General features: G+C 72.8%; 20 protein-coding genes. 10 read left to right on the forward strand and 10 right to left on the reverse strand.

The features are described 5' to 3' along the window. Positions 1–50: 50 nt before the first annotated feature. The 4 genes from AB0D74_RS29650 to AB0D74_RS29665 form a co-directional block, all read right to left on the reverse strand. Positions 51–1,211 (reverse strand): DUF3103 family protein, encoded by a 1,161-nt coding sequence (locus AB0D74_RS29650; protein ID WP_362593637.1) that lies wholly within the window; start codon positions 1,209–1,211, stop codon positions 51–53. Between the two features lie 181 nt (positions 1,212–1,392). After that, positions 1,393–2,121 (reverse strand): GntR family transcriptional regulator, encoded by a 729-nt coding sequence (locus AB0D74_RS29655; protein ID WP_362593639.1) that lies wholly within the window; start codon positions 2,119–2,121, stop codon positions 1,393–1,395. Between the two features lie 203 nt (positions 2,122–2,324). After that, positions 2,325–3,443 (reverse strand): Gfo/Idh/MocA family oxidoreductase, encoded by a 1,119-nt coding sequence (locus tag AB0D74_RS29660; protein WP_362593642.1) that lies wholly within the window; start codon positions 3,441–3,443, stop codon positions 2,325–2,327. Continuing rightward, positions 3,443–4,240 carry a sugar phosphate isomerase/epimerase gene (locus tag AB0D74_RS29665; RefSeq protein WP_362593645.1) on the reverse strand — a complete coding sequence of 266 codons (798 nt, stop codon included), beginning with the start codon at positions 4,238–4,240 and terminating at the stop codon, positions 3,443–3,445. Before AB0D74_RS29665 ends, AB0D74_RS29660 begins: the two co-directional genes overlap by 1 nt. 83 nt (positions 4,241–4,323) lie before the next feature. Here AB0D74_RS29665 and AB0D74_RS29670 point away from each other — a divergent pair, with 83 nt between their 5' ends. From AB0D74_RS29670 to AB0D74_RS29680, 3 genes are all read left to right on the forward strand, one after another. Beyond that, positions 4,324–4,953: a TetR/AcrR family transcriptional regulator gene (locus AB0D74_RS29670; protein ID WP_362593648.1), complete on the forward strand. Its 630-nt coding sequence runs from the start codon at positions 4,324–4,326 to the stop codon at positions 4,951–4,953. Positions 4,954–5,043: 90 nt separating this feature from the next. Continuing rightward, positions 5,044–5,709, forward strand: a complete 666-nt coding sequence (locus tag AB0D74_RS29675; RefSeq protein WP_362593650.1) for a nitroreductase — start codon at positions 5,044–5,046, stop codon at positions 5,707–5,709. Positions 5,710–5,754: 45 nt separating this feature from the next. Beyond that, on the forward strand, positions 5,755–6,279 hold the full coding sequence (locus AB0D74_RS29680; protein ID WP_362593653.1) for a hypothetical protein: 525 nt from the start codon (positions 5,755–5,757) through the stop codon (positions 6,277–6,279). A 45-nt stretch (positions 6,280–6,324) separates the two neighbouring features. On the opposite strand, the gene AB0D74_RS29685 is transcribed toward AB0D74_RS29680, so the two are convergent. Beyond that, entirely contained in the window at positions 6,325–7,239 is a 915-nt protein-coding gene (locus AB0D74_RS29685; RefSeq protein WP_362593656.1) for an amidohydrolase family protein, read from the reverse strand. A gap of 213 nt (positions 7,240–7,452) precedes the next feature. On the opposite strand from AB0D74_RS29685, the gene AB0D74_RS29690 reads away from it, so the two are divergent. Next, positions 7,453–8,808, forward strand: a complete 1,356-nt coding sequence (locus tag AB0D74_RS29690; RefSeq protein ID WP_362593741.1) for an RICIN domain-containing protein — start codon at positions 7,453–7,455, stop codon at positions 8,806–8,808. Between the two features lie 65 nt (positions 8,809–8,873). On the opposite strand, the gene AB0D74_RS29695 is transcribed toward AB0D74_RS29690, so the two are convergent. Beyond that, positions 8,874–9,620 (reverse strand): helix-turn-helix transcriptional regulator, encoded by a 747-nt coding sequence (locus tag AB0D74_RS29695; RefSeq protein WP_362593659.1) that lies wholly within the window; start codon positions 9,618–9,620, stop codon positions 8,874–8,876. A gap of 54 nt (positions 9,621–9,674) precedes the next feature. Between AB0D74_RS29695 and AB0D74_RS29700 the strand changes: the two genes are divergently transcribed. Further along, positions 9,675–10,892 carry an MFS transporter gene (locus AB0D74_RS29700; protein WP_362593662.1) on the forward strand — a complete coding sequence of 406 codons (1,218 nt, stop codon included), beginning with the start codon at positions 9,675–9,677 and terminating at the stop codon, positions 10,890–10,892. Positions 10,893–10,907: 15 nt separating this feature from the next. Here AB0D74_RS29700 and AB0D74_RS29705 read toward each other — a convergent pair whose 3' ends face one another. Both AB0D74_RS29705 and AB0D74_RS29710 read right to left on the reverse strand, forming a co-directional pair. Then, positions 10,908–12,029 carry a membrane dipeptidase gene (locus AB0D74_RS29705; protein ID WP_362593664.1) on the reverse strand — a complete coding sequence of 374 codons (1,122 nt, stop codon included), beginning with the start codon at positions 12,027–12,029 and terminating at the stop codon, positions 10,908–10,910. Further along, positions 12,026–13,339, reverse strand: coding sequence for an amidohydrolase family protein (locus AB0D74_RS29710; RefSeq protein ID WP_362593667.1), 1,314 nt, complete (start codon positions 13,337–13,339; stop codon positions 12,026–12,028). The genes AB0D74_RS29705 and AB0D74_RS29710 overlap by 4 nt, the downstream gene beginning before the upstream one ends. A gap of 190 nt (positions 13,340–13,529) precedes the next feature. Here AB0D74_RS29710 and AB0D74_RS29715 point away from each other — a divergent pair, with 190 nt between their 5' ends. From AB0D74_RS29715 to AB0D74_RS29735, 5 genes are all read left to right on the forward strand, one after another. Beyond that, positions 13,530–14,309, forward strand: coding sequence for a helix-turn-helix domain-containing protein (locus AB0D74_RS29715; protein WP_362593669.1), 780 nt, complete (start codon positions 13,530–13,532; stop codon positions 14,307–14,309). Continuing rightward, a complete protein-coding gene (locus tag AB0D74_RS29720) occupies positions 14,306–15,262 on the forward strand; it encodes an ornithine cyclodeaminase family protein (RefSeq protein WP_362593672.1) in 957 nt (318 codons plus the stop codon). Before AB0D74_RS29715 ends, AB0D74_RS29720 begins: the two co-directional genes overlap by 4 nt. Positions 15,263–15,344: 82 nt before the next feature. Beyond that, on the forward strand, positions 15,345–15,797 hold the full coding sequence (locus AB0D74_RS29725) for a MarR family transcriptional regulator (protein ID WP_362593674.1): 453 nt from the start codon (positions 15,345–15,347) through the stop codon (positions 15,795–15,797). Positions 15,798–15,931: 134 nt separating this feature from the next. Then, a complete protein-coding gene (locus tag AB0D74_RS29730) occupies positions 15,932–17,653 on the forward strand; it encodes an MFS transporter (protein ID WP_362593677.1) in 1,722 nt (573 codons plus the stop codon). Between the two features lie 195 nt (positions 17,654–17,848). Then, positions 17,849–18,826: a hypothetical protein gene (locus AB0D74_RS29735; RefSeq protein WP_362593680.1), complete on the forward strand. Its 978-nt coding sequence runs from the start codon at positions 17,849–17,851 to the stop codon at positions 18,824–18,826. A gap of 36 nt (positions 18,827–18,862) precedes the next feature. On the opposite strand, the gene AB0D74_RS29740 is transcribed toward AB0D74_RS29735, so the two are convergent. Further along, positions 18,863–19,348 carry a hemerythrin domain-containing protein gene (locus AB0D74_RS29740; protein ID WP_362593683.1) on the reverse strand — a complete coding sequence of 162 codons (486 nt, stop codon included), beginning with the start codon at positions 19,346–19,348 and terminating at the stop codon, positions 18,863–18,865. Positions 19,349–19,565: 217 nt separating this feature from the next. Continuing rightward, positions 19,566–20,801, reverse strand: a complete 1,236-nt coding sequence (locus AB0D74_RS29745; protein ID WP_362593686.1) for an MFS transporter — start codon at positions 20,799–20,801, stop codon at positions 19,566–19,568. Positions 20,802–20,959: the final 158 nt, after the last annotated feature.

The following is a 20,959-nucleotide window of genomic DNA, read 5'->3' on the forward strand; positions in this document are numbered from 1 at the left end:
CGGTGCGTTCGTCGGCGTGCGGCAGCCGGTCCGCGCTCGGGGGCAGGGGGCTAGAACTCCTGGACGAAGTACGGCTCGACGGTCATCCAGCCGTTGCCCGAGGCGCCGTTCAGGCGGCCCGTGGAGTTCTGGGCGAGGGTGTACCAGGACTCCACGTAGTCGGGGTCGTCGGTGAACCAGCTGTCGGGGATCGCGCTGAGGACCGCGTTCACCAGCGGGATGTAGGTGCCCTGGTCGGTGACGGTGAGCAGCGCGGTGGTGATCGCCTGTGCCAGTGCGCGGTAGTTGGTGCCGTCGTCGTCCTCCATCATGACGACGTCGGCCAGGTTGTACTTGTAGTTGGACCAGTTGACCAGGATCTGGTTCGGGTAGTAGACGGTGCCGTCGTAGTCCAGGTAGGGCATGTCCACCGAGTCGACGCGTGCCGTGCCGTCCTGGCCGAAGCCGGTCACCAGCGAGAACATCTCGGCGGCGCCCTTGAACCAGGGCTCCTGGTCGTCGTTCACCTCGACGGCCGTGACCTTGGTCGCCCACCAGCCCGCCGCGCTCGCGGCCTGCGCGCTGTTCGCCGCTTTCGACGGGAGGGAGGTCAGGCCCTTGTCGGCGAAGGCCTTCTGCAGCACCTTCAGGCCGGCCCGGTGGGCCTTGGTGACGTCGATGTCCAGGATGTACAGCGGGCGGTCGGGGACGCGCGCGGTGCCGACCGTGTGGGCGTGGCCGCGGCTGTCGTACGCCGTGATGTTCTCGGCGTGGTCGTCGGGCGCGGCGACGGCGATCCACGGGGTGACGTCGGCGTTCAGCCGCGAGCGCATGGACGGCGCGCCCAGCCGGACGCGCAGCAGCGAACCGGTCGACGCGGGCAGGCCCTTCAGGCCCGCGATGCGTCGGTTCGCGGCCGAGACGGAGGCGTGCAGGTTCCTGCCGTCCGGGGCGGCGGTCGTCCCGCCGGTCAGCGCCTGAAGGTCCACGTCCCCGGTGCCGAGGGCGGCCGTCCGGACCTGTTCGCGCCACTGCGGGTCGCTCAGCGAGGTGGACAGTGCCCGCGCGATCTCCTGTTCGGTGGACCACACCGGGGACTTCCGGAACGTCGTGGCCTGGTCCCCGGCGTCCCGCACCGGCGCCGCGACCGCCGGCTGGACGGAGCCGCCGATGACCGCGGACAGCATCATGCCGATGAGGACGGCGCGTCTCCTGCTTGATCTGCTCACCATGCTCCTTGTGTTGTCGGTCGCCGCCGCGCCCACGGTGAACGGGCGGCCGTCATGGGGGGTCGAGCCCGGGTCCCGCCGTTGTCCGGTACATGACAGACATGAAAGCGGGAGATGAACGGGCATGCACATACGCATGAGCGGGGCCGCACCGCGGCCGGAGTCACTGGCGGGGAGCGCGGCTCTACCGGGGGCTGTCGGCGGGTGGCCGTCCGCGAGGGCTGCTCAGCGAAGCGAGCATGATCTTCTCGGTGTCGGCCAGATACGTCTCCGCCGCGCGCCGCGCCTCCGCGACGTCCCGGCCGGCCACGGCCCGTACCACCGGCGTGAGGCGGTCCGCCGCCCGCGCGGCGTCCTCGAACGGCGTCCGCAGCGCGGTCCGAACCGGAAGGTAGGCGTTGAACAGCGTGTTCGTGAGGAGCAGATAGACCCGGTTGCCCGTGGCCCGCGCCAGTTCGCGGTGCACTTCCACGTCGGCGAGCTGAACGGCGTCGGCGTCCGGGCCGTCCGCGACCTGACGCAGCAGGTGTTCCAGCCGACGGGCCTGGCGGTCCGTACGCCGGTCGGCCGCGCGGCCCGCGATCAGGGTGCCGATGTGCCGGCGCACCTCGAAGACCTCCCGCAGCCACGCGGGGTCCTGTGCCGCCAGCATCGGAAGCAGGTCGGCGCCGCCGATCCGCAGGTAGTCCAGGACGCGTGTGCCGATGCCGTGCCGGGTGCTCAGCAGTCCCGCCTGCTCCAGCCGCGTCAGCGCGTGCTTCAGCGTCGTACGGGTGACCCCGTACCCGGCGGCCAGCTCCCGCTCGGGGGGCAGCAGGGCCCCGGGGCCGTGCGTGCCGCTGAGGATGTCCTCACGCAGCCGTGCTTCCAGCAGGTCGACCACGGTTCGGCGCGGAATGCTCTCGACGGCCACGGAGGATCTCCCAGGCTTCGGTCAGTGCTCCAGCGGCTCACCGGTCTGGCGGCCCACTGGTTCAGCGACTTGTAGGTCCAGCGACTTGTAGGTCCAGTGGCTCAGCCACTGGACCAGTGAAGCAGCCTCCCGATCTCCCCGTCAATCACCTGTGAGAGCCGAGCAGTTGGGCACGGTCCGCGAGCGCGGCGCCGGGGTCGCGGTCAGAGGGTGGCTCCGTAGGGGTCCCGGTCCTCGGGGACGAGCGGTATCGCGGGCGCCGTGCTGCCGACGCGGACGGTCTGGCCGGAGGTGACGGCCTCGTCGATGGAGATCATGGCGTCCAGGACGTGGTAGCCGAGTTCGCCACTGGCGATGTGCAGGCCCCCGCCGCGGACGGCCCGTGCCATGTCGAGGACGCCCAGGCCCCGGCCGCCCTCGACGCCGACGGACGGAACGGTCTCCCACTCCGGCTCGCGGCCCCGCTGCGTCACGCGCGTGATCCTGACCTCGCCGGCGAAGGTGTTGGGGTCGGGCAGGACCAGGGTGCCCTCGGTGCCGGTGATCTCGACGTACCCGGTGCGGGCGAGCGGGGAGTCGAAGCTGAAGACGCTCTGACCGACCCCGCCGCTCTCGAACTGCGTGAGCGCGGAGACATGGGTGGGTACGGCGACGGTGAACTCGGCGCCCGTGCGGTCCCCGCTCCGTACGGTCCGCACCGCGCGGGCGGTCGAGCCGAGGGCGGCGACCCGGGAGACCGACCCGAACAGGCAGACCAGGGCGGTGAGGTAGTAGGGGCCCATGTCGAAGAGGGGGCCGGCGCCCCTCGCGAACAGGAACTCCGGGTTCGGGTGCCACAGGTCGGGTCCCGCGTACTGCATGACGGTCTGCGCGGACAGCGGGGTGCCGATGTCGCCGCGGGCGATCGCGCGCAGGGCCGTCTGGAGGCCGGGGCCGAGGATCGTGTCGGGGGCGACCCCGACCCGCAGGCCCGCCGCGGCGGCCTGGTCGAGCAGGGCTCGCGCGTCGGCGCGGTCCAGGGCGACGGGCTTCTCGGACCAGACGTGCCGGCCCGCCGCGAGGATCGCCGAACTGACCTCGGCGTGCACGGCGGGCAGGGTCAGGTTGACGATGATCTCGGCGTCCGGGTGGGCGAGGACGTCGGCGGCGGTTCCCCACTCCTTGACGCCGTACGCGCGTGCCTGGGTCTCGGCACGCGCGGTGTCGAGGTCGCCCACGACGGCCACGTGCAGGTCGGGGTAGCGGGTGAGGCTGGTCAGGTACTGGTCGCTGATGTTGCCGGCGCCGATGACACCGACACCGACCGGGCCGCGTGCCGTCATCAGGCGATGCCCTTCGCCTTCAGGTAGGAGATGCCGGTCGCGATGCCCTCGAAGATGTCGCCCGCGTAGTGGTCGAACTCGATGACGGCGTACTCGGCGTGCGTGGCCGCGGCCAGTGAGGCGGCCAGCGGGACCTGCCCCCGTCCGGCCGCAACCTGGCGGGTGTCGGCGGGGTCGAAGGGGGCGCCCGAGGTGAACGGGTCGTCGATGACGGGTCCGTCCTTCACGTGCACGGCACGCACCCGGGGGCCCAGCCGGTCGAGGAGGGCGACGACGTCGTTGCCGCCGGCCGCGGCCCAGAACAGGTCGATCTCCAGGGCGACTTCCGGGTTCAGGAGGTCCGCGAAGCGGTCGAAGGCGTTGACGCCGCCGACGGTGTGCACGAACTCCTGGGAGTGGTTGTGGTAGCCGACCCGGAGTCCGTGTCCGGCGGCACGCTCGGCGGCCTCGTTCAGAAGGGCGGCGGTGCGGGCGATCTCCTTCTCGTCGGCCCACCGGGACGCGGGCACGAACGGGTCGAAGAGGATGTCCACGCCCAGCCGCCGGGCGGCCCGGAACGTGTCGTCGAGGTCGGTCCCCGTCGCGCCGTCGGGCGACAGGAAGCCGGCGTGTGCGGTGCGCGCGGACAGTCCGTGCCGGGCGAGCGCGTCGGCGAGCTCGGCCGCGCGGTGCGTGAAGCCGAAGGCCTCGACGTTGGTCAGTCCCAGGGCGGCCAGACGGCCGAGGGCGGCGTCTTCGTCGGCCTCAAGGGCCTGGCGTACGGAGTAGAGCTGAACCGACAACTGTGGTGTCGACAAGGGGAACTCCTCTCGTGGCGGACGGCCGTGAAACAGAATACCGACAGGGGTGCTGGTTTCTAGAGGTCGTTAGCATCTCGTTCATGGCAAGGGAAACGGCGCGGCCGACCGCGGCTCCACGGAACTACCCCAAGGGGGAACGCCGGCGCGCCCAGATCATCGAGGCCGCGTTCACCGCGTTCGGGCAGGTCGGCTACCGCAACGCCAGCATGGTGCAGCTCGCCGCCGCCTGCGGTGTCTCACGCGCGGGCCTGCTGCACCACTTCCCGACCAAGGAGTCGCTCCTGGAGGCGGTACTGGACATACGCGACCGCCAGGACGGCGAGCACTTCCTGGAGTCGGGCGCACTCAGCCAGGACGGCCTCGCCTACTTCGCCGCGATGATCAGGCTCGTCGCGCACAACCAGGCCAACCCGCTCATCGTGAGCCTGTTCGCGGTGCTGTCCAGCGAGGCCACCGCGGCGGACCACCCGGCACGCCCGTACTTCGTCGCGCGCTACGAACGCACCCGCCACGAGATGCAGGCGGCCGTCGACGACCTGGCGCGGCGCGGGCTGCTGCGCCCTCATGCGGACACCTCGCACCTGGCCGCGGACCTGGTCGCCTACATGGACGGCCTCCAGGTCCAGTGGCTGCTCAGCCCGGACACCATCGACATGCCGGATCACCTGCGCGGGATGCTGCGCACCGTCATCAGCGTCGAACTCCCTTAGTCTCCAGTGGCTTCCACTGGTTTCCAGTGCCCCGCAGTCGCTTGCGGGCTTTCCCAGCCCGTTGCGACGTTCCCGAAAGGCCGAGTCGGCGTGGATGTGTACGTGGCGGTGGACAGCCGCCGGGCCGTACGGGCGTTCAGCGAGCGGCCGGTGCCCAGGGAGGTGCTGGCACGGGTCCTGGCCGCGGCCTCGCGGGCGCCGTCGAGCGGAAACCTCCAGCCCTGGCAGGTGTACGTGGTGTCCGGCGAGCCGCTGGCCGAGCTGAAGCGGCAGGCCACGGCCAGGGCGCTGGCCGGCGACCCGGGCGACGAGCGGGAGTACCCGATGTACCCGGCCGAGCCGGCCGCCCCGTATGCGGACCGCTTCGCCGCCGCAGCCGCGCAGCGGTACGCGGCGCTGGGCATCAAGCGCCAGGACCCGCAACGGCCCGTGAAGATCGCCGCGTTGAACACGCAGGCGTTCGGCGCGCCCCTCGTGCTGTTCTGCTACCTCGACCGGGCGATGGGGCCCGGGCAGTGGGCGGACGCCGGGATGTACCTCCAGACGGTCATGCTGCTGCTGAGGGCCGAGGGCCTGCACAGCTGCCCGCAGGTGATGTGGACCATGTACCGCCGGACCGTCAACCGGCTGGTGGGCGCCGGCGACCGGCTCGTGCTGCTGTGCGGTGTCGCGGTGGGCTTCGAGGAGGAGGGCGCGCCACGGGTGCGTACCGGGCGGGCCGAAGTCACCGAGACGGTGCGGTTCGTCGGGGACTGAGCGGGCCCGCCGGACCGGGTACGGCGGTGTGCTTGAATGCCGGGCATGGACGGCCCCGCCCGCATGTGGATCAGCGCGATCCCCTCCCTCGACCCGGACACCCGGGAAGTGGTCCTCGACCTCGACCAGACGTCCGGCGATTCGGCCGAGCGGATGGCCCGCATGCTGCTGAACCGGGGGCACGAGGGCGAGGAGGGGGTGTTCTACCTGCTGCCGGAGGATCTTGCGGCCCGGTACGAGCGGACCGGGAACCGGCTCGCCGTCTCCCTGCTGGCCCGCCGGGACGTGCTCGCCCAGGAACTGGCCGCGCATCCGGCCGCGCTGCGTGCGCACCTCGACCGCCTGCCCCGCGATCCCCTGGACGACGGCCGTGTCGTCCTCGTGCGCCGGGAGACCGTCACCGACTTCGTGCCCGCCGAACGGGATGGTTTCCAGCAACCCGTGCTGCTGATCGACCACAGCGTCGGGCACAGCGACGGCCCGGTCGCGCTGCCCGAGCTGGTGAGCCTGTTCGAGAGGCAGGAGGCGGGCGTCGTGGTCGTCGCGGCGCCCAGGGCGGCGCAGGACTGAACCTGCCGGCCCGGCGCTCCGCCGCCCCGCGGTGGACGGGCACGGTCACAGGTCGAACAGGCCTGCCGCGTTGTCGTGGCACACCGCCCGCAGCCACTCCTCGCCGAGCTCCAGCCGCTCCAGGGCGTGGAGCTGGTGCACGTAGGGGTAGGGGATGTTGGGGAAGTCGGAGCCGAGCAGGACGCGGTCGCCGAGGGCGGCGATCCGGGGCAGGGCCCCGGGCGGGAACGGCATGAACCGCTCGGTGAAGTCCGTGAACGCCATCGTGGTGTCCAGCCGCACCTCCCCGTACCGCTCGGCGAGGCCGGCGAACTCCTCGTACTCCGGCATCCCCATGTGCGCGATGATCAGCCGCAGCCTCGGGTGCCGGGCCAGTACCCGCGCGACCGGCCCGGGGCCGGTGTGCTTGCCGGGGGCGGGACCGGAGCCGCAGTGGATCACGACGGGAACCCCTGCGTCGGCCAGCAGTCCCCAGGCCCCGTCGAGGAGCTGGTCGGCCGGGTCGTACGCGCCCACCTGCACATGTGCCTTGAACACCCGGGCGCCCGCCTCGACGGCCGCCCGGACGTACGTCTCGACGCCGGGCTCGGGGAAGAGGGTCGCCGTGTGCAGGCAGTCGGGGGTACGGCGGGCGAAGTCGGCGGCCCACGCGTTGAGCCAGGGCGCCATGCCGGGCTTGTGCGGGTAGAGCATCGAGGTGAAGGAGCGGACGCCGAACTCCCTGAGGAGAGCGGTGCGTTCGGCCTCCTCCTTCCGGTAGGTGATGGGCCACTCCAGGTCGCCGATCAGTGGTCCGTTGGTGTCGAAGTAGTTCCAGACCTTGTGCAGGACCCGTTCGGGCATGAAGTGGGTGTGGATGTCGATCAGCCCGGCCAGGCCGTGTCGTTCCCGGAAGAGGCGGATCTCCTCGGCCTCGGAGGGGGCGGCAGAGGCGGCGGGGGCCGTGCGGTGATCGTTCATACGCCAACGATCGGTGCCGGGGAGCGCCGAGTCCAGTCCCTGCCGCACCGGCCGGGCGCGGGTGGGGACCGGCACAGCGGTGACGGAGCGTCAAGTTTCTTCGGTTGACGCGGAATTCAGGCGACAGCACTGGCGCTCCACACCTACCAGCGGGTAATTCATGGCTCTGTCACATCGGCAACTCCTGTCACGGCGAAGGGATATCCCGTGCGTCTGCGTCCCCTGCGCGTCCTCTGCTGTTCCGCCGTCCTCGCCCTGTCGGCGCCCGTGTTCCTGCCGGGCACCGCGTCGGCCGCGGTCCCCACCTCCTCGGTCTACCTGCAGAACTACGTCACCGGCCTCAACGCCGCCGACAGCGGCGGCACCGTCGCCGCGCACAACCCCAAGGGCAACGAAGACCACCAGCAGTGGACCGCCGTCGCGGTCAGCGGTGGGTACCAGCTCCAGAACGCCGACGAGTCCGGCACCTGCCTCGGACGCAGCGGCACCGCCGCGGTCACCGCCGCCTGCGGTGCCGACGGCACCACCTGGACGGTCACCGCCGGTACCGGCAGCACCTACTCCGTCACCGTCCCCGGCACCTCGCAGTACCTCACCGGATCGTCGTCGGACTCCGCCGCCGTGCAGGTCGGCTCCTCAGGCGACCTCGCCCGCTGGTATCTCACCCCGGTCTCCTACGCCACCACGGCGATGCCCTCCGCGGACACCCGGACCCTCGACCAGGTGACCTTCCTGACCGCCCACAACGCCTTCGCCAACGGCTCGGACGGCAACTTCGCGTCCTTCCCGGTCAGTCTGTTCCCCAACCAGAACTACGGGATCAGCCGTCAGCTCTCCGACGGCGTGCGGGGCTTCATGCTCGACGACTACACGGTCTCCGGGCAGGCCGTGCTGTGCCACAACAGCTGCGACGGGGTGAGCAACCCGGTCCCGCTCGCCACCGACCTCCAGCGCATCGTGGACTTCCTCAAGGCCAACCCCGGCCAGTTCGCCACCGTGTTCCTGGAGGACTACGCCTCCTCCGACGTGCTGAAGTCGTCCCTCGCCTCGGTCAACGGCCTGTACGACGTGCTGTACCGGCCCGACCAGGACGGCGTCGCCGCTAAGGGGTGGCCCACCATGGCCGACCTCGCGGCCCGCGGCAAGCAGCTGCTGGTCTTCAGCGACCGGACCCGGGCGAGCGACACCGCCAACGGGTATGCCACCCGCGACACGTTCGGGGTGATGTACCAGCGGGAGTGGACCGTGGAGAACTACTGGTCCATGGGCGCCGGCCTCGGTTCCTCCGACTGGTCCTGCTACAGCCGGTGGGGCACCGACAGGCCGCTGACCACGGACTCGTCCGCCTTCCACCCGCTGTTCGTGATGAACCACTTCCGGGACTACCCCATCGCCGGTACCGCCACCACCGACAACGGCAAGATCCTCAACCGGGCGCAGAACTTCTGCACTCCCGCCGCCCGGAAGAAGCCCAACTACGTGGCCGTGGACCGGTACGACACCGGGTCGCCCACCCCGCTGACCGCGGTGGGCACCCTCAACACGTACATCCTCGCGCCCGGCCAGTGAGCGCGGGCCGGCCGGGGCGGCGGGCGTACCCGTCGCCCCGGCCGGCCTCCGGAGGCACGCCTGGTTCAGGGGCCGTCGCGGTGGGAGCCCGGGGTGTGGCCGAAGGCGCGGCGGAAGGCGTCGATGAAGGCGCTGGCCGACGACCAGCCGCACGCGTGGGCCACCGCCGTCACCGGCATCCGGTCGGCGAGCAGGACCAGGGCGTGCTGGAGGCGCAGCTGGGTGCGCCACTGCGGGAAGGTCATGCCGAGGTCGGCGCGGAAGAGCCGGGACAGGGTGCGGTCGCCGGCGCCGACCGTGCGGCCGAGTTCCCCGAGGGTGCGGCCGTCGGCCGGGTCGGCCTCCAGGATCGCGCACACCTCGCGGAGCAGGGGTGCGGTGGGGGCGGGCAGGTGCAGCGGCTGCTGCGGTGAGGCCCGCAGCCGGTCGAGCAGGACGGCGCGCAGGCGGGCCCGTTCCGGGCTGTCGTCGTCCTCGTCGCTCGTGTAGGCGATGATCAGCTCGCGCAGCAGCGGGCCGACCGCGAGGACGGTGGGCGTACCGAGTGCGAGGGGGTTCTCGCCGGCGGGCAGCCCGACGAAGTGGAGTTCGAGTTCGCCGTAGGCCCGGTGCGCGTGGACGGTTCCGGCCGGGACCCAGATGGCGCGGTTGCCCGGGGCGACCCAGGAGCCCGCGTCGGTCGTCACGGCCAGCACGCCGCGCCCCGCGTAGACGATCTGGTGGTCGTCGTGCCGGTGCGCGTCGATCTCGTGACCGGCGGCGAGCCGGCGGGTCTCGGTCGGGGCAACGGTCTCGTGGCGGATTTCCGTCATCGCTTGGCAGATTACCGGAAGTGCGACAGGTGGTCGGGCCCGGAGCATGGCGGGGTGCGAAGGAACTCATCGATCACTCTGCTCTCCGTCGGCCATGGCTGTGTCGACATCTACCAGGGCGCCGTCGCGGCGCTGCTGCCGTTCTTCGTGGCCGAGCGCGGCTATTCGTACGCGGTCGCCTCCGGGGTCGTACTGGCCGCGTCCGTGCTGTCGTCGGTGGCGCAGCCGCTGTTCGGGGCGCTCACCGACCGCCGGCCGCTGCCCTGGCTGCTGCCGGCCAGCACGCTGCTCGGCGGTGCGGGGGTGGCGCTCAGCGGGCTGGGCGACTCCTATGCGCTGACCCTCGGGTTCATGGCGCTGTCCGGGATCGGCGTGGCCGCCTACCACCCCGAGTCGGCCCGGGTCGCGCGGCTCGCCAGCCGGGGCAGCCACGGCGCGATGGGGGTGTTCGCCACCGGCGGCAACATCGGGTTCGCGCTGGCTCCGCTGATGGTGGGCGCGGTGGTGGCGGGCGGCGGGCTGCGCTGGACGCCGCTGCTGGTGATACCGGCGCTGGCCGGTGCCGCGCTGTGCCTGCCGGTGCTGCGCGGACTGCGCGAGGGCAAGGCTTCCGGCGCCGCCGTGCCGGGGCCGGGCGGGACCGACGACGTGGCGTCCTTCGTGCGGCTGTCGCTGGCCGTGGTGTTCCGGTCGATCGCCTTCGTCGGCCTGAGCACCTTCATCTCGCTGTACGCCAGGCAGCGCACGGGTGGCGGGGCCGCCGCCGGTTCCGCGGCGCTGACCGTGCTCTACCTCGGCGGCGCGGTCGGTTCGGTGCTGGGCGGCTCCCTGGCGGGCCGCTGGGACCGGGTGACCGTCTGCCGCTGGTCGTACGTCCTGTCGGTGGTGGCGGTCGCGGGTGTGGTGTGGGTGCCGGGTCCGGCGCTCTACCTGTTCGTGGCGCTGACGTCGGTCGGCCTGTACGTGCCGTTCTCGCTCCAGGTGACCCTCGGCCAGGACTATCTGCCCTCGCGGATCGGCACGGCGAGCGGGGTCACCCTCGGCCTGACGGTGAGCGTCGGCGGCCTGGCCGGCCCGCTCCTCGGCAGCCTCGCCGACGCCACCTCCTTGCAGACGGCGCTGGCACCGCTGGTCCTGATGCCGGTGCTCAGCCGGCTGTTGTTCGGCACCCTGCGCGAGCCCGGCCCGGCGCGGCGGTTCAGGTCCGCGCCGGGGACGGCGGCGGCCGACGGTGCGGCCGTCGAAGCCGGCCGCCCGTCGGCCGGCGGCTGACGCCCGGGTCCCCCGTCAGGCCGTCCAGACCCGGTCGGCGTAGTCGAGGAAGTTGCGGCCGAGGATCTTCTCGATGCGCCCGGAGCGGTAGCCGCGCTTCTCCAGGAGGCGGACCAGGTCGCGGAACTGGTCGACGCCGCGGAGGTCGACGACGAAGGGGTAGGTGTCGGCCCGTTCACCGGCCGCGCCGACGCCTGCCGCCGAGCGGGCGGCGACGTGTTCGGCGAGGGTGGCGCGGTAGGCGTCGAGGTCGTCCACGGCGGTGACGGTGCCGTCGGTGCCGATGCCGACGTGGTCCTCTCCGCAGACGTCGACCGCGTGCACGATGTGCTCCACGACGTCGGCGGCGGTGGCCTGCCCGGTGACGTCGAGGAAGGGCATGAAGTAGATGCCGACGAACCCGTCCCGGTCCGCGACCAGGCGGAGTTCCTCGTCGGTCTTGTTGCGCGGCAGGTCGGCCAGGGCGCGGCAGCCGGTGTGGTTGACGGAGACGGGCTGCCGGGAGTGGCGGGCCGCGTCCAGGCAGGTGCGCTCGCCGCTGTGGGAGAGGTCGACCATCAGGCGGTGGTCGTTGAGAACCTCGACGGCCTGCCGGCCGAAGGGGGTCAGGCCTCGGTTGGCGGGAGCCATGGAGCCGTCGCCGAGGTGGTTGGCCTGGTTGTAGGTGAGCTGGACGACGCGGACGCCGGCGTCGGCGAAGGTCGCGACCCGGCTGTCGAGGTGGGCGGGGTCCGCGCCGACGGCGACGGCGTTCTGGAAGCCGTAGACGACGCCGATCCGTCCCTCCCGGTGTGCGCGGTGGATGTCGGCGGTGGTGCGGACCTTGAGCAGGTCGGCGGGGTGTGCCTCGATGATCCGGTCCCAGACGGCGATCTCTTCGAGGGTGTGCTCGTACGGCGGCAGGTCGCCCATCGTGTAGCCGAGGGTGATGTTCACGGCGGTCAGGCCGGAGGCGTGGGCGTCGGCGATCGCCCGGGCGTCGACCGCGAGTTGGTCGCTGGCGGGGTTGAGCTGGGTGGCGGCGGCCCGGGCGGCCGGGGTGTTGGGGTTGTCGAGCTGGCCCAGGGCGTTGACGATCACGGGACGCCCGAAGGCGATGCCGGAGTCGGTGTCGGTGTCGGTGTCGGTGTCGGTCACTGGGCGTCCTTCTCGAACTCGGCGCGGTCGAAGCGGTGTCCGCGTCTGACGGTGTACGTGATGGTGCGCAGGTTGCCGATGTCGTCGAGGGGGTTCTCCTCCAGGACGGCGAAGTTGGCGAGCTTGCCGGGTTCGACGGTGCCCATGTCCGCCTCGGTGCCGGCGGCGCGGGCGCCGACGAGGGTGGCCGAGCGCAGGACGTCGGCGGCGGGGGTGCCGCAGCGGCCGACGAGGAAGGCGAGTTCGCCGTAGAGGGCGGGGAAGGGGTCGCCGGGGTCGGTCTCGTGGTCGGTGCCGGTGCAGACGTCGACTCCGGCGCGGTACGCCTGGGCGGTGACGGCGGCGGCCAACTCGGCGTTGCGGGCGGCCCGTTCGGCGGACTCGGCGGTGTCGCCGCGGAGTTCGTCGCTGGTCCACATGGAGGCGGTGGCGTCCAGGACCGTGCCGCGGCTGCGCATCTCGGCGAAGAGGGCGGCGAGTTTCGGGTCGTCGCCCGCGGCGAAACGGTCGTGGTCGACCGGCGGTTTGGTCTTGTAGCTGCTCAGCGGCTCGGTGGGGTCCTCGAAGGCGAGCAGGGTGACGTGGGAGACGCTGTCGACGCCCGCGGCGACGACCTCGCCGGGCGCGGCCGGGAAGACGGTGGCGTGTGCCCAGACGGCGATGCCCTGGCGATGTGCCTCGGCGGTGACGGCGGCGACGGTCGCGGCGTCCAGGTCGGCGTAGACCTTGACGGCGGCGGCGTGGGTGCCGCGGGCGAGGGCGACGGCGATCGGCAGGTCGGTGCCGGGGGTGACGGCCTGCATCCAGGGGACGGCACCGGGCACGGCACCGCGGGAGACCTCGTGGGTGCGGGGGTCGTCGAAGAAGGAGGGCCCGGCCATGAGGGCGGCGTAGCGGATGTCGGGGCCGGGGATCTCGCCGACCAGGGTGGCCCGGGCCAGGTCGCCGATGTGCCGCAGGTCGTCGGCCATGTCACGGACGGCGGTGACCCCGCTGTACACCAGGCGGCGGAGCACCGCTTCGGCGACGGGCCGGTCGGGCGGGGTGGCCAGGTGCTGGTGGGTGTCGACGAGGCCCGGGACGACGAACCGTCCGTCGAGGTCGACCTGGCGGGCGCCTGCTGCGTGCGGGGGCAGCGGGTCGGTGTCGGCGGCGACGGTGTGCAGGCGGGCGCCGTCGGTGACGATCGTGGTGTTCGGCCGCAGCGGGCCGCCGGTGCCGTCGAAGAGGGTGGCGCCGCGGTAGACCGTGACGGTTCCGGCGGGCGGAGCGGCCCAGGGGGTCGGGGCACCCGGGGGCAGGTCGGTCATGGTCACCCTTCGGTCCACTGAGGCTGGATTGCTTTGTTACGCGGTACGTAACAGCTGTATCGTGTGGCGAAAATCCAGGTAACTGTACTCTGCAGCCGGTGGACCGCCGCAAGGGCCCGTACCGGACAGGAAGCGCCGGTCCGCGGTCGTCGCGGCACCGGGGACGAGACGAGAGGGAAGAGCCGCCGTCATGCCCGACGCACCCGCCGCACCAGAGGCACCCGTCGCACCGGGGCCGCCCCGGTCGGCCGTGGACAAGGCCCTCGACCTGGTCGAGGCCGTCTCGCGCGCGCCGCACCCCGTGCGGCTGACGGACCTCGCCGCCGAGGTCGGGCTGCACCGCGCCACCGCGTACCGGATCCTGCTGGACCTGGTCAGGCGGGGCTGGGTGCTGCGGGCCGGCGACCGGTACCTGCCGGGCGCCGCCGTGCTGCGGATGTCCGCGTCGGCCGCGGGCAACTCGCTGACGGCGCTGGCCCGTCCGGTGCTGGAACGGCTGTCGGCCACGACCTCGCTGATGGTCAACCTCCAGGTGCTGGAGGAGGGCGGCGGCCGGGTGATCGACGTGGTCAGACCCGAACGGCTCGCCATGATCAGCCATTTGCGGGGCGAACTGCTGCCCGTACGACGGTTCGCCGGGCCACTGGCCCTGGTCGCCGCACTCGAACCGGAGGCGCGGCGCCGGTGGCTGGAGCGGCTCCCCGGGGACGACGCGGAGATCGCGCGGGAGTTGGCCGAGGTGGCGCGGACCGGTGTCGCCGTGGAGCACGGCCGTAACGACGAACTGGTGGCCTCCGTCAGCCGGGCGGTGGTGCCCGCCCCCGGGGCGCCGGTGTGCGCGCTGACGGTGGTGGGGCCGGCGACCGAGTTCGACGGACCGAAACTGGCCGTGGTGGAGCGGGAGTTGACCGCTGCTGCCGATGAACTGGTGGCGGCACTGACCGCCGACGGAGCGGAGGCGGGCCGGTGAGCGGCGTGCTGGTGCTGGACCGCCGGCAGACGGCCGCGGCGCTGGAGCCGTCCGCCGTGCTCGACGCGGTGGGCCGGGCGCTCGTCGCCGTCGCCCGCGAGGAGGTCTCCGTTCCGCCGCGGATCGCCGCCCTGACGCCGTCCGGCCTGCTCGGCGCGATGCCGGGGTACGTCTCCGGGCTGGGCCTGGCCGCGAAGCTGGTGACGGTGACCGCCGATCCGGGGCACCCCGGACGGAGTTTCCACCGGGGGCTCGTGGTCCTGTTCGACGAGCACGACGGGCGGCCTCTCGCGCTGGTGGACGCCGAGGCGCTGACCGAGGTCAGGACGGCGGCCTCCGCCACGCGGAGTGCGCTGGCCCTGGCCGCCCGGCCCGGTCTCGGAAGGGTGACGGTGGTGGGGACGGGGGCGCAGGCGCGGGCCCAGGTGGCGCTGCTCGCCGCGGTCCGGCCGGAGGCGGAGGTGGTCGTGGCGGGACGCGACCCGGTACGGGTGGGTGAGACGGCCGCACTGTTCCCGGGTGCGCGGGCCGCCCCGGGCATCGAGAACGCGGTACGCGCGGCCGACGTGGTGTTCTGCTGCACCGGCGCCACCGCTCCCGTGGTCCGCCGGGAGTGGCTCTCCCCCGGCGTGCATGTCTCCTCGGTCGGCGGCTCGCACGGTCCCGAACTGGACCCCGGCACGGTCCGGGACTCGGCCCTGTTCGCCGAGTGGACCGGCGCGGCCACGTCCCCGCCGCCGGCCGGCGCCCATGAACTCCAGGAGCTGCCCCCGGGACGGCCCGTCACCCTCCTGGGCTCCGTCCTCGCCGGCGACCACCCGGGGCGGGACGGTGACACCGGAGCCCTCACGGTCTTCAAGTCCACCGGGCACGCGGCCCTGGACGTCGCGGCGGTCCGGGTGGCCTACGACATGGCACGGGCGCGGGGGTTGGGCGTGCGCGTGGACCTGTGACGGCGACGAGGACCGTCCCGCCGGAAGAAGTTCTCCCCTCCCACTCTTTGTTTCACAGTACATCTAGATGCACAATGCGGTTATGGATGACCGGGTCGAAGAGCGGGCTGCCGGGGCACCGGAGCAACTGATGGCCGCCGTCGAGCAGTTGGTGCGCCATGTACGGCACAGCGCCACCGCGGGCGGCCTGAGCACCGCCGCCTCCTCGGCCCTGGCCCGGCTGGGCCGGGAGGGTCCGCTGCGGCTGACCGAACTGGCCCGCGCCGAAGGCGTCTCTCAGCCGGGGACGACCCAGCTCGTCGGCCGGCTGGAGCGCGCGGGGCTGGTGGCGCGGCACACGGACAGCACCGACGGCCGGGGGGTCCTCGTGAAGATCACCGCGACCGGCCTCGCCGTCTCCCGGCAGCGCCGCGCCGAACGCACCGCCGCCCTCCAGGAACTGGTCGAGGAACTGACCGAGCCCGAACAACAGGCCGTACGGCTCGCCCTGCCCGCCCTGGCCCGCGTGATCGAGGAGCGCCGGGCACGCGGCTGAGGCGCCTGCGGATCCGCGCACCCCCAGGGAGCGACTCCCTCCCGCGTCCGCCCCGTTCGGCCTTCCGTCCCGTCCAGCCTTGGTCCCGTTCAGCCATCCGTCCCGTCCGTCCGCATCCGGAGAGAGGACCGTTGATGAGTGCACCGCACCAGGGGGCCGCGAGCCCCTTCAGGCAGCCGAAGGCCGTGTGGGCCGTGGCGTTCGCCTGCGTGATCTCGTTCATGGGCATCGGCCTGGTGGACCCGATCCTGCCCGCGCTGGCCGAGAGCCTGCACGCCTCGCCCAGCCAGGTCTCGCTTCTGTTCAGCAGCTACCTGATCGTGACCGCGGTCGCCATGCTGATCGTCGGCTGGGTGTCCAGCCGGATCGGCGCCAAGCGCACCCTCGTCACCGGCCTCGCGATCATCGTCGTGTTCGCCGCGCTCGCCGGCACTTCCGGTTCGATCAACGGCATCGTCGGCTTCCGGGCCGGATGGGGGCTGGGAAACGCCCTGTTCATCGCCACCTCGCTGGCCGTCATCGTCGCCTCGGCGAGCGGTGGATTCGCCGGGGCGATCATCCTCTACGAGACCGCCCTCGGCCTGGGTATAGCCGTCGGCCCGCTGCTGGGCGGCGAGTTGGGCGGCATCAGCTGGCGCGGTCCGTTCTTCGGCGTCGCCGTCCTGATGGCGATCGCGCTCGTCGCGACGCTGGCCTTCGTGCCCGCACTGCCCAAGCCGGAGCGCCGCACCTCGCCGCTGGCACCGATCACGGCCCTGCGCCACCGAGGGCTGCTGACCATGGGCATCATGGCCCTGCTGTACAACTGGGGCTTCTTCACGATGCTCGGCTACGCGCCCTACCCGATGGAGCTCGACGCCCATCAGCTGGGGCTGGTCTTCACCGGCTGGGGGCTGCTGGTGGCCGCCTTCAGCGTCTTCTTCGCACCACGGCTGCAGGCCCGCTTCGGCACCGCGCCCGTGCTGTACGCCAACCTCGTCGGCCTCGGCGCGGTGATGGCGGTCATCGCGGCGGGCGTCGGCACGCCGACGGTCGTGATCGTCGCCGTCGTCCTCAGCGGAATCTTCATCGGCGTCAACAACACGCTCACCACGCAGGCGGTGATGGTCGTCTCGCCGGTCGAGCGTCCCGTGGCCTCCTCCGCCTACGGCTTCCTCCGGTTCATCGGCGGCGGCCTGGCCCCGTACGTCGCCGGGAAGCTGGCCGACGCGACCGACCTGAGCGTGCCGTTCTACCTGGGCGCCGGCACCTTCCTGCTCGCGATCCCGGTGCTGGCCAGCGGGCACCGGCTGCTGCGGGACGCGGAGGCCCGCCTGGCCGACGGCGAGCCGGCCGTGCCCACGCTCACGCCCATCGGGCGGCAGGCCGCGGCAGGACCGGGTCCGGTCGTCGTGGCCGTCGGTGCCCACGGGCGGGCCACGGCCATCGTGGACGCCGCCGCCCGGCTCGCGCGGGACACGGGCAGCCCGCTGGAGGTGGTACACGTCCAGCGGACGGCCGTCGTGGAGGAGTCGGCGGCGGAGACCGAAACCCTCGACGAGGCGCGGGCCGCGGTCGTCGCGCATCTCGACCGGCTCGCCGCGCAGGGCTTCGCCGCCACCGGTCAGATCCTGGGCAGCGTCGGCGACCACGCCGCCGCGGGCCGGGTCCTCGCCCGGCATGCCGCCGAGGTCCACGCCCGTGCCGTCGCCGTCGGGCGCTCACCGCGCGGACCGCTCGCCCAGTTCGCCGACGGCAGCCTCACCACCGCACTCGCCCACGCCGCGACCTGCACGGTCGTCCTGGTCGACCCGTCCGACGAGCCGCTGCCGCTGACCGCGTCGACCCTCGTCGAACTCCGCGGGCGGCCCGCCTGATCCGGGGCCGGGCGACCGCGCCGCCGCAACAGAGCGTGCGGTGGCGTGGCCCGTCCGGTGCGGGGCGGCACGCCGCCCTGGGACGGGACGCGAGAGGAGGGCACCACGCGCCGCGTCCCCCCAGCCGACGAACCCGAGCCGGGCCGCCCGAAATTCGTTCGGCGCCGGCCGTCCGCCGGAGCTAGCCTCACGATCATGGGAGCACGAGCGCAGTACGTGGTGGTCGAGAACGGCGCCTGGCAGCGGTACTACTCACACTGGGCCGCCCACCGGGTGGCCCGTGATCTGCTGCCCGGCCCGGTCGCGGCGACGCGCTGCTTCCGTACCCACCGGGAGATCGACGAATGGCTCGACGACGTGTGGTGCGAGGGTGCGGCACTCGTCGACCACGACCGCCGGACCCTGTTCTGGTTCGCCGCCACGGACGACTGGGCCGACCACCTCGCCACCCGCTCCGTACTGGCGCGGACCTGGCCCGGCTGGGACGTCCGCTTCGCGCACGACGGCATGGGTGACCTGACCCACCACCTGGGCCTCGGCAGGGACCTGACCCGTACGCCGGGCTGGTTCGAGACCTTCGAGCCTCGCGGGTTCGCGGCCAGCGAGTACAGCGAGCCGTGCACCGTGGCCTCCCTGCGGCTGCCCGACGGGAGCGTCCGCGCGTGGGGCAGCGACTGGGACCCCGTCGACCATCTCGCGGGCGGCCCCCGCCTGATCGACCTGATCGCCGCGTCGTCGGCCACTCCCGCGCTCACCGACATGCCGCACGGCGGCGTCCACTTCGACCCGGGGGCCCGCACCGTCTCGCTGTGGGCGGTGCAGACCGTGGCCGGCGTGCACGACTGGCCGCTGCCGGGCTGGGAGGACTGGGTCCTGGACTTCCGCGGCGTCGACCACACCCTGCAGGCCGGGCTGCTGCCCGCGGACTTCCCCTTCCCGTCGCCGTCGCTCCCGGCCGCACTGCGGAGGCTCGGCGAGGGCCTCGGCGTCCCGCTGCCCGACACGAGCGCGCTGCTCGCCCGCGCCGCGGGTGCCGCCGGTCCCGAGGGCACCACCCCCGTGGTGAACCCCGCCGCGCTGGTGCAGCCCGAACCGGCCGATCCCACCCCGGCCGAACTGGCCGCGCTGCGTGGGGCGATCGACGCCCTGGTCTCGGAGTCGGCGGCCGGCTGACCGCCACTCGGGTCGGTCGTCCGGTGCGGCGTCGGGTCATGTCATGCCGAATCCGAACACCAGGTCGGGCCAGTCCGTGTCAGGTGTCCGGCCGTCGAGCGCCTCGCTGATCGTGCGCTCCTCGTACCTGAAGTGGGATTCCATGATCGCCGCCAGTCCGTCGAGTTCGCGCCCGATCTCCTCCAGGGCCGAACCGTGCGGTCCGGCAGCCTTGTCGGCGAGTTCGCTCACCCGGGACAGGATCGAGGAGATCAGTCCGTGGTCCTCGACGAGGTTCGCGATCGTCGGGGCGAGATCCGGGCGTTCGCGGCGGAGTTGAGCGAACAGCCCGTCGTCCTCGCCCTGATGGTGCGAGGACAACGCGGTGCAGAAGGCCAGGCAGTGGGTGAGCAGCACGTCGTCATCCGGTCGACGGTGTCCCAGACCCGTCCTGATCTCTCGGATGCGGCGACGCAGTTCGTCATGCGCTCGCGCGAGTTGCCTGCTCAGGGCGACCGCGCGGTCGCCGTCACGGGAAGCCACGGAGGGCGGTCCCTTCGGTTCCGCACCTCCATGCCTGACGCAGACCGTCACCGGCACGCGATGCTGCCGCCATCCGATCACGCGGCGTGGCGGGACAGCAAGCATGATCGCCAGGCAGTGGCGGCGCCGTGACGGCGTGGCGACACACGGGAGTGCGAGTCGCCACGCCGCCGTACCGCCACGCCGCCGGATCGCCGGACCGTCTCGAAGGCGAAGGTCAGCCCCGGTTCGGCTCGGTCACGCCCTGGGCGGGTGTGGTGGGCCGGTCCGGTTCCGTGGCTTCCTGGCCGGTGACCACCGTCGAGGGGCGGTTGCCGCGGTCCAGGAGGCCGCCGGTGACGGCCAGTCCGAGGCCGGCCGCCGCGAGGGTCGCGCCGACCAGGTTGGGTGCGGCCCACCCCCAGCCCGCCGAGATGACCAGGCCGCCGAGCCAGGCGCCGGCCGCGTTGGCCATGTTGAAGGCGGAGTGGTTGGAGGCCGCCGCCATCGTCGGGGCGTCCTTCGCGTTGATCATCAGCAGCATCTGGACGGGCGTGGTGACGAGCGCGCCCATCGCGCCGATGAAGGTGACCGTGACGAGGGCCGGCACCGTGCTGTGGACGGTGAAGTAGAACGTGACCAGCGCGGCTCCCAGGAGGGTGATCCCGGCGTACAGAGTGGGGCGCAGGGCGCGGTCGGTGAGGGGGCCGGCGACCAGGGTGCCGGCGGTCATGCCGACGCCGTAGAGGGCGAGGACCCAGGTGGTCGAGGCGTCGGAGAGGCCCGTCAGGTGCGTCAGCATGGGGACGAGGTAGCTGTAGACGGCGAAGAAGCCGCCGAACCCGACGACGGCGGTGGCGAGGCCGATGAATACCTGCCGGTTGCCCATCGCGCGCAGTTCCTGCCGGATGCCGGCCTGCGGGCCGCGCGGCTGGTGGGGCACGAGGAGGGCGAGGGCGAGGAGTGCCACGAGGCCGATGACGGCGACCGCGCAGTAGGCGTACCGCCAGCCCAGGTGCTGGCCGAGGGCGGTGCCGGCGGGGACGCCGATGATGTTGGCGATGGTGAGGCCGAGGAAGACCCGGGAGACGGCACGGGCCGCGCGGTCGGCGGCGACCAGCCGGGAGGCGACGACGGCGCCGACGCCGAAGAGCGCGCCGTGCGGCAGTCCGGCGAGGAAGCGGGCGGCGAACAGCAGGCCGAAGTTCGGGGCGAGCGCGGACGCCGTGTTGCCGACGACGAAGAGCCCGGTCAGCAGGAGCAGCAGCCGCTTGTGGGGGACGCGGGCGCCGATGCCGGTCAGGAGGGGGGCGCCGACGACGACGCCGAGAGCGTAGGCCGAGACGAGGTTGCCGGCGTGTGGCACCGACACCCCGACGCCGTCCGCTATCTGGGGCAGCAGGCCCATGGTGGCGAACTCGGTGGTGCCGATGCCGAAGGTGACGACGGCAAGGGCAAGCAGAGCCAGAGGCATGGTGAGCGGGGGAACCTTTCGGGGACGGCGGGTTCGGGAGGGGTGGCCGTACGGAACCGAATGGTTTCTTCGCCCTCCGTGGCCGGCCGTACCGAGCGCCCTTGCCCAGCCCACCCCCTGGAACGTTGCAGCGGGATGCGGTGAGCGCGCATTCCTGA

This window comes from Streptomyces sp. NPDC048278 (assembly GCF_040652195.1).
GTDB lineage: Bacteria > Actinomycetota > Actinomycetes > Streptomycetales > Streptomycetaceae > Streptomyces.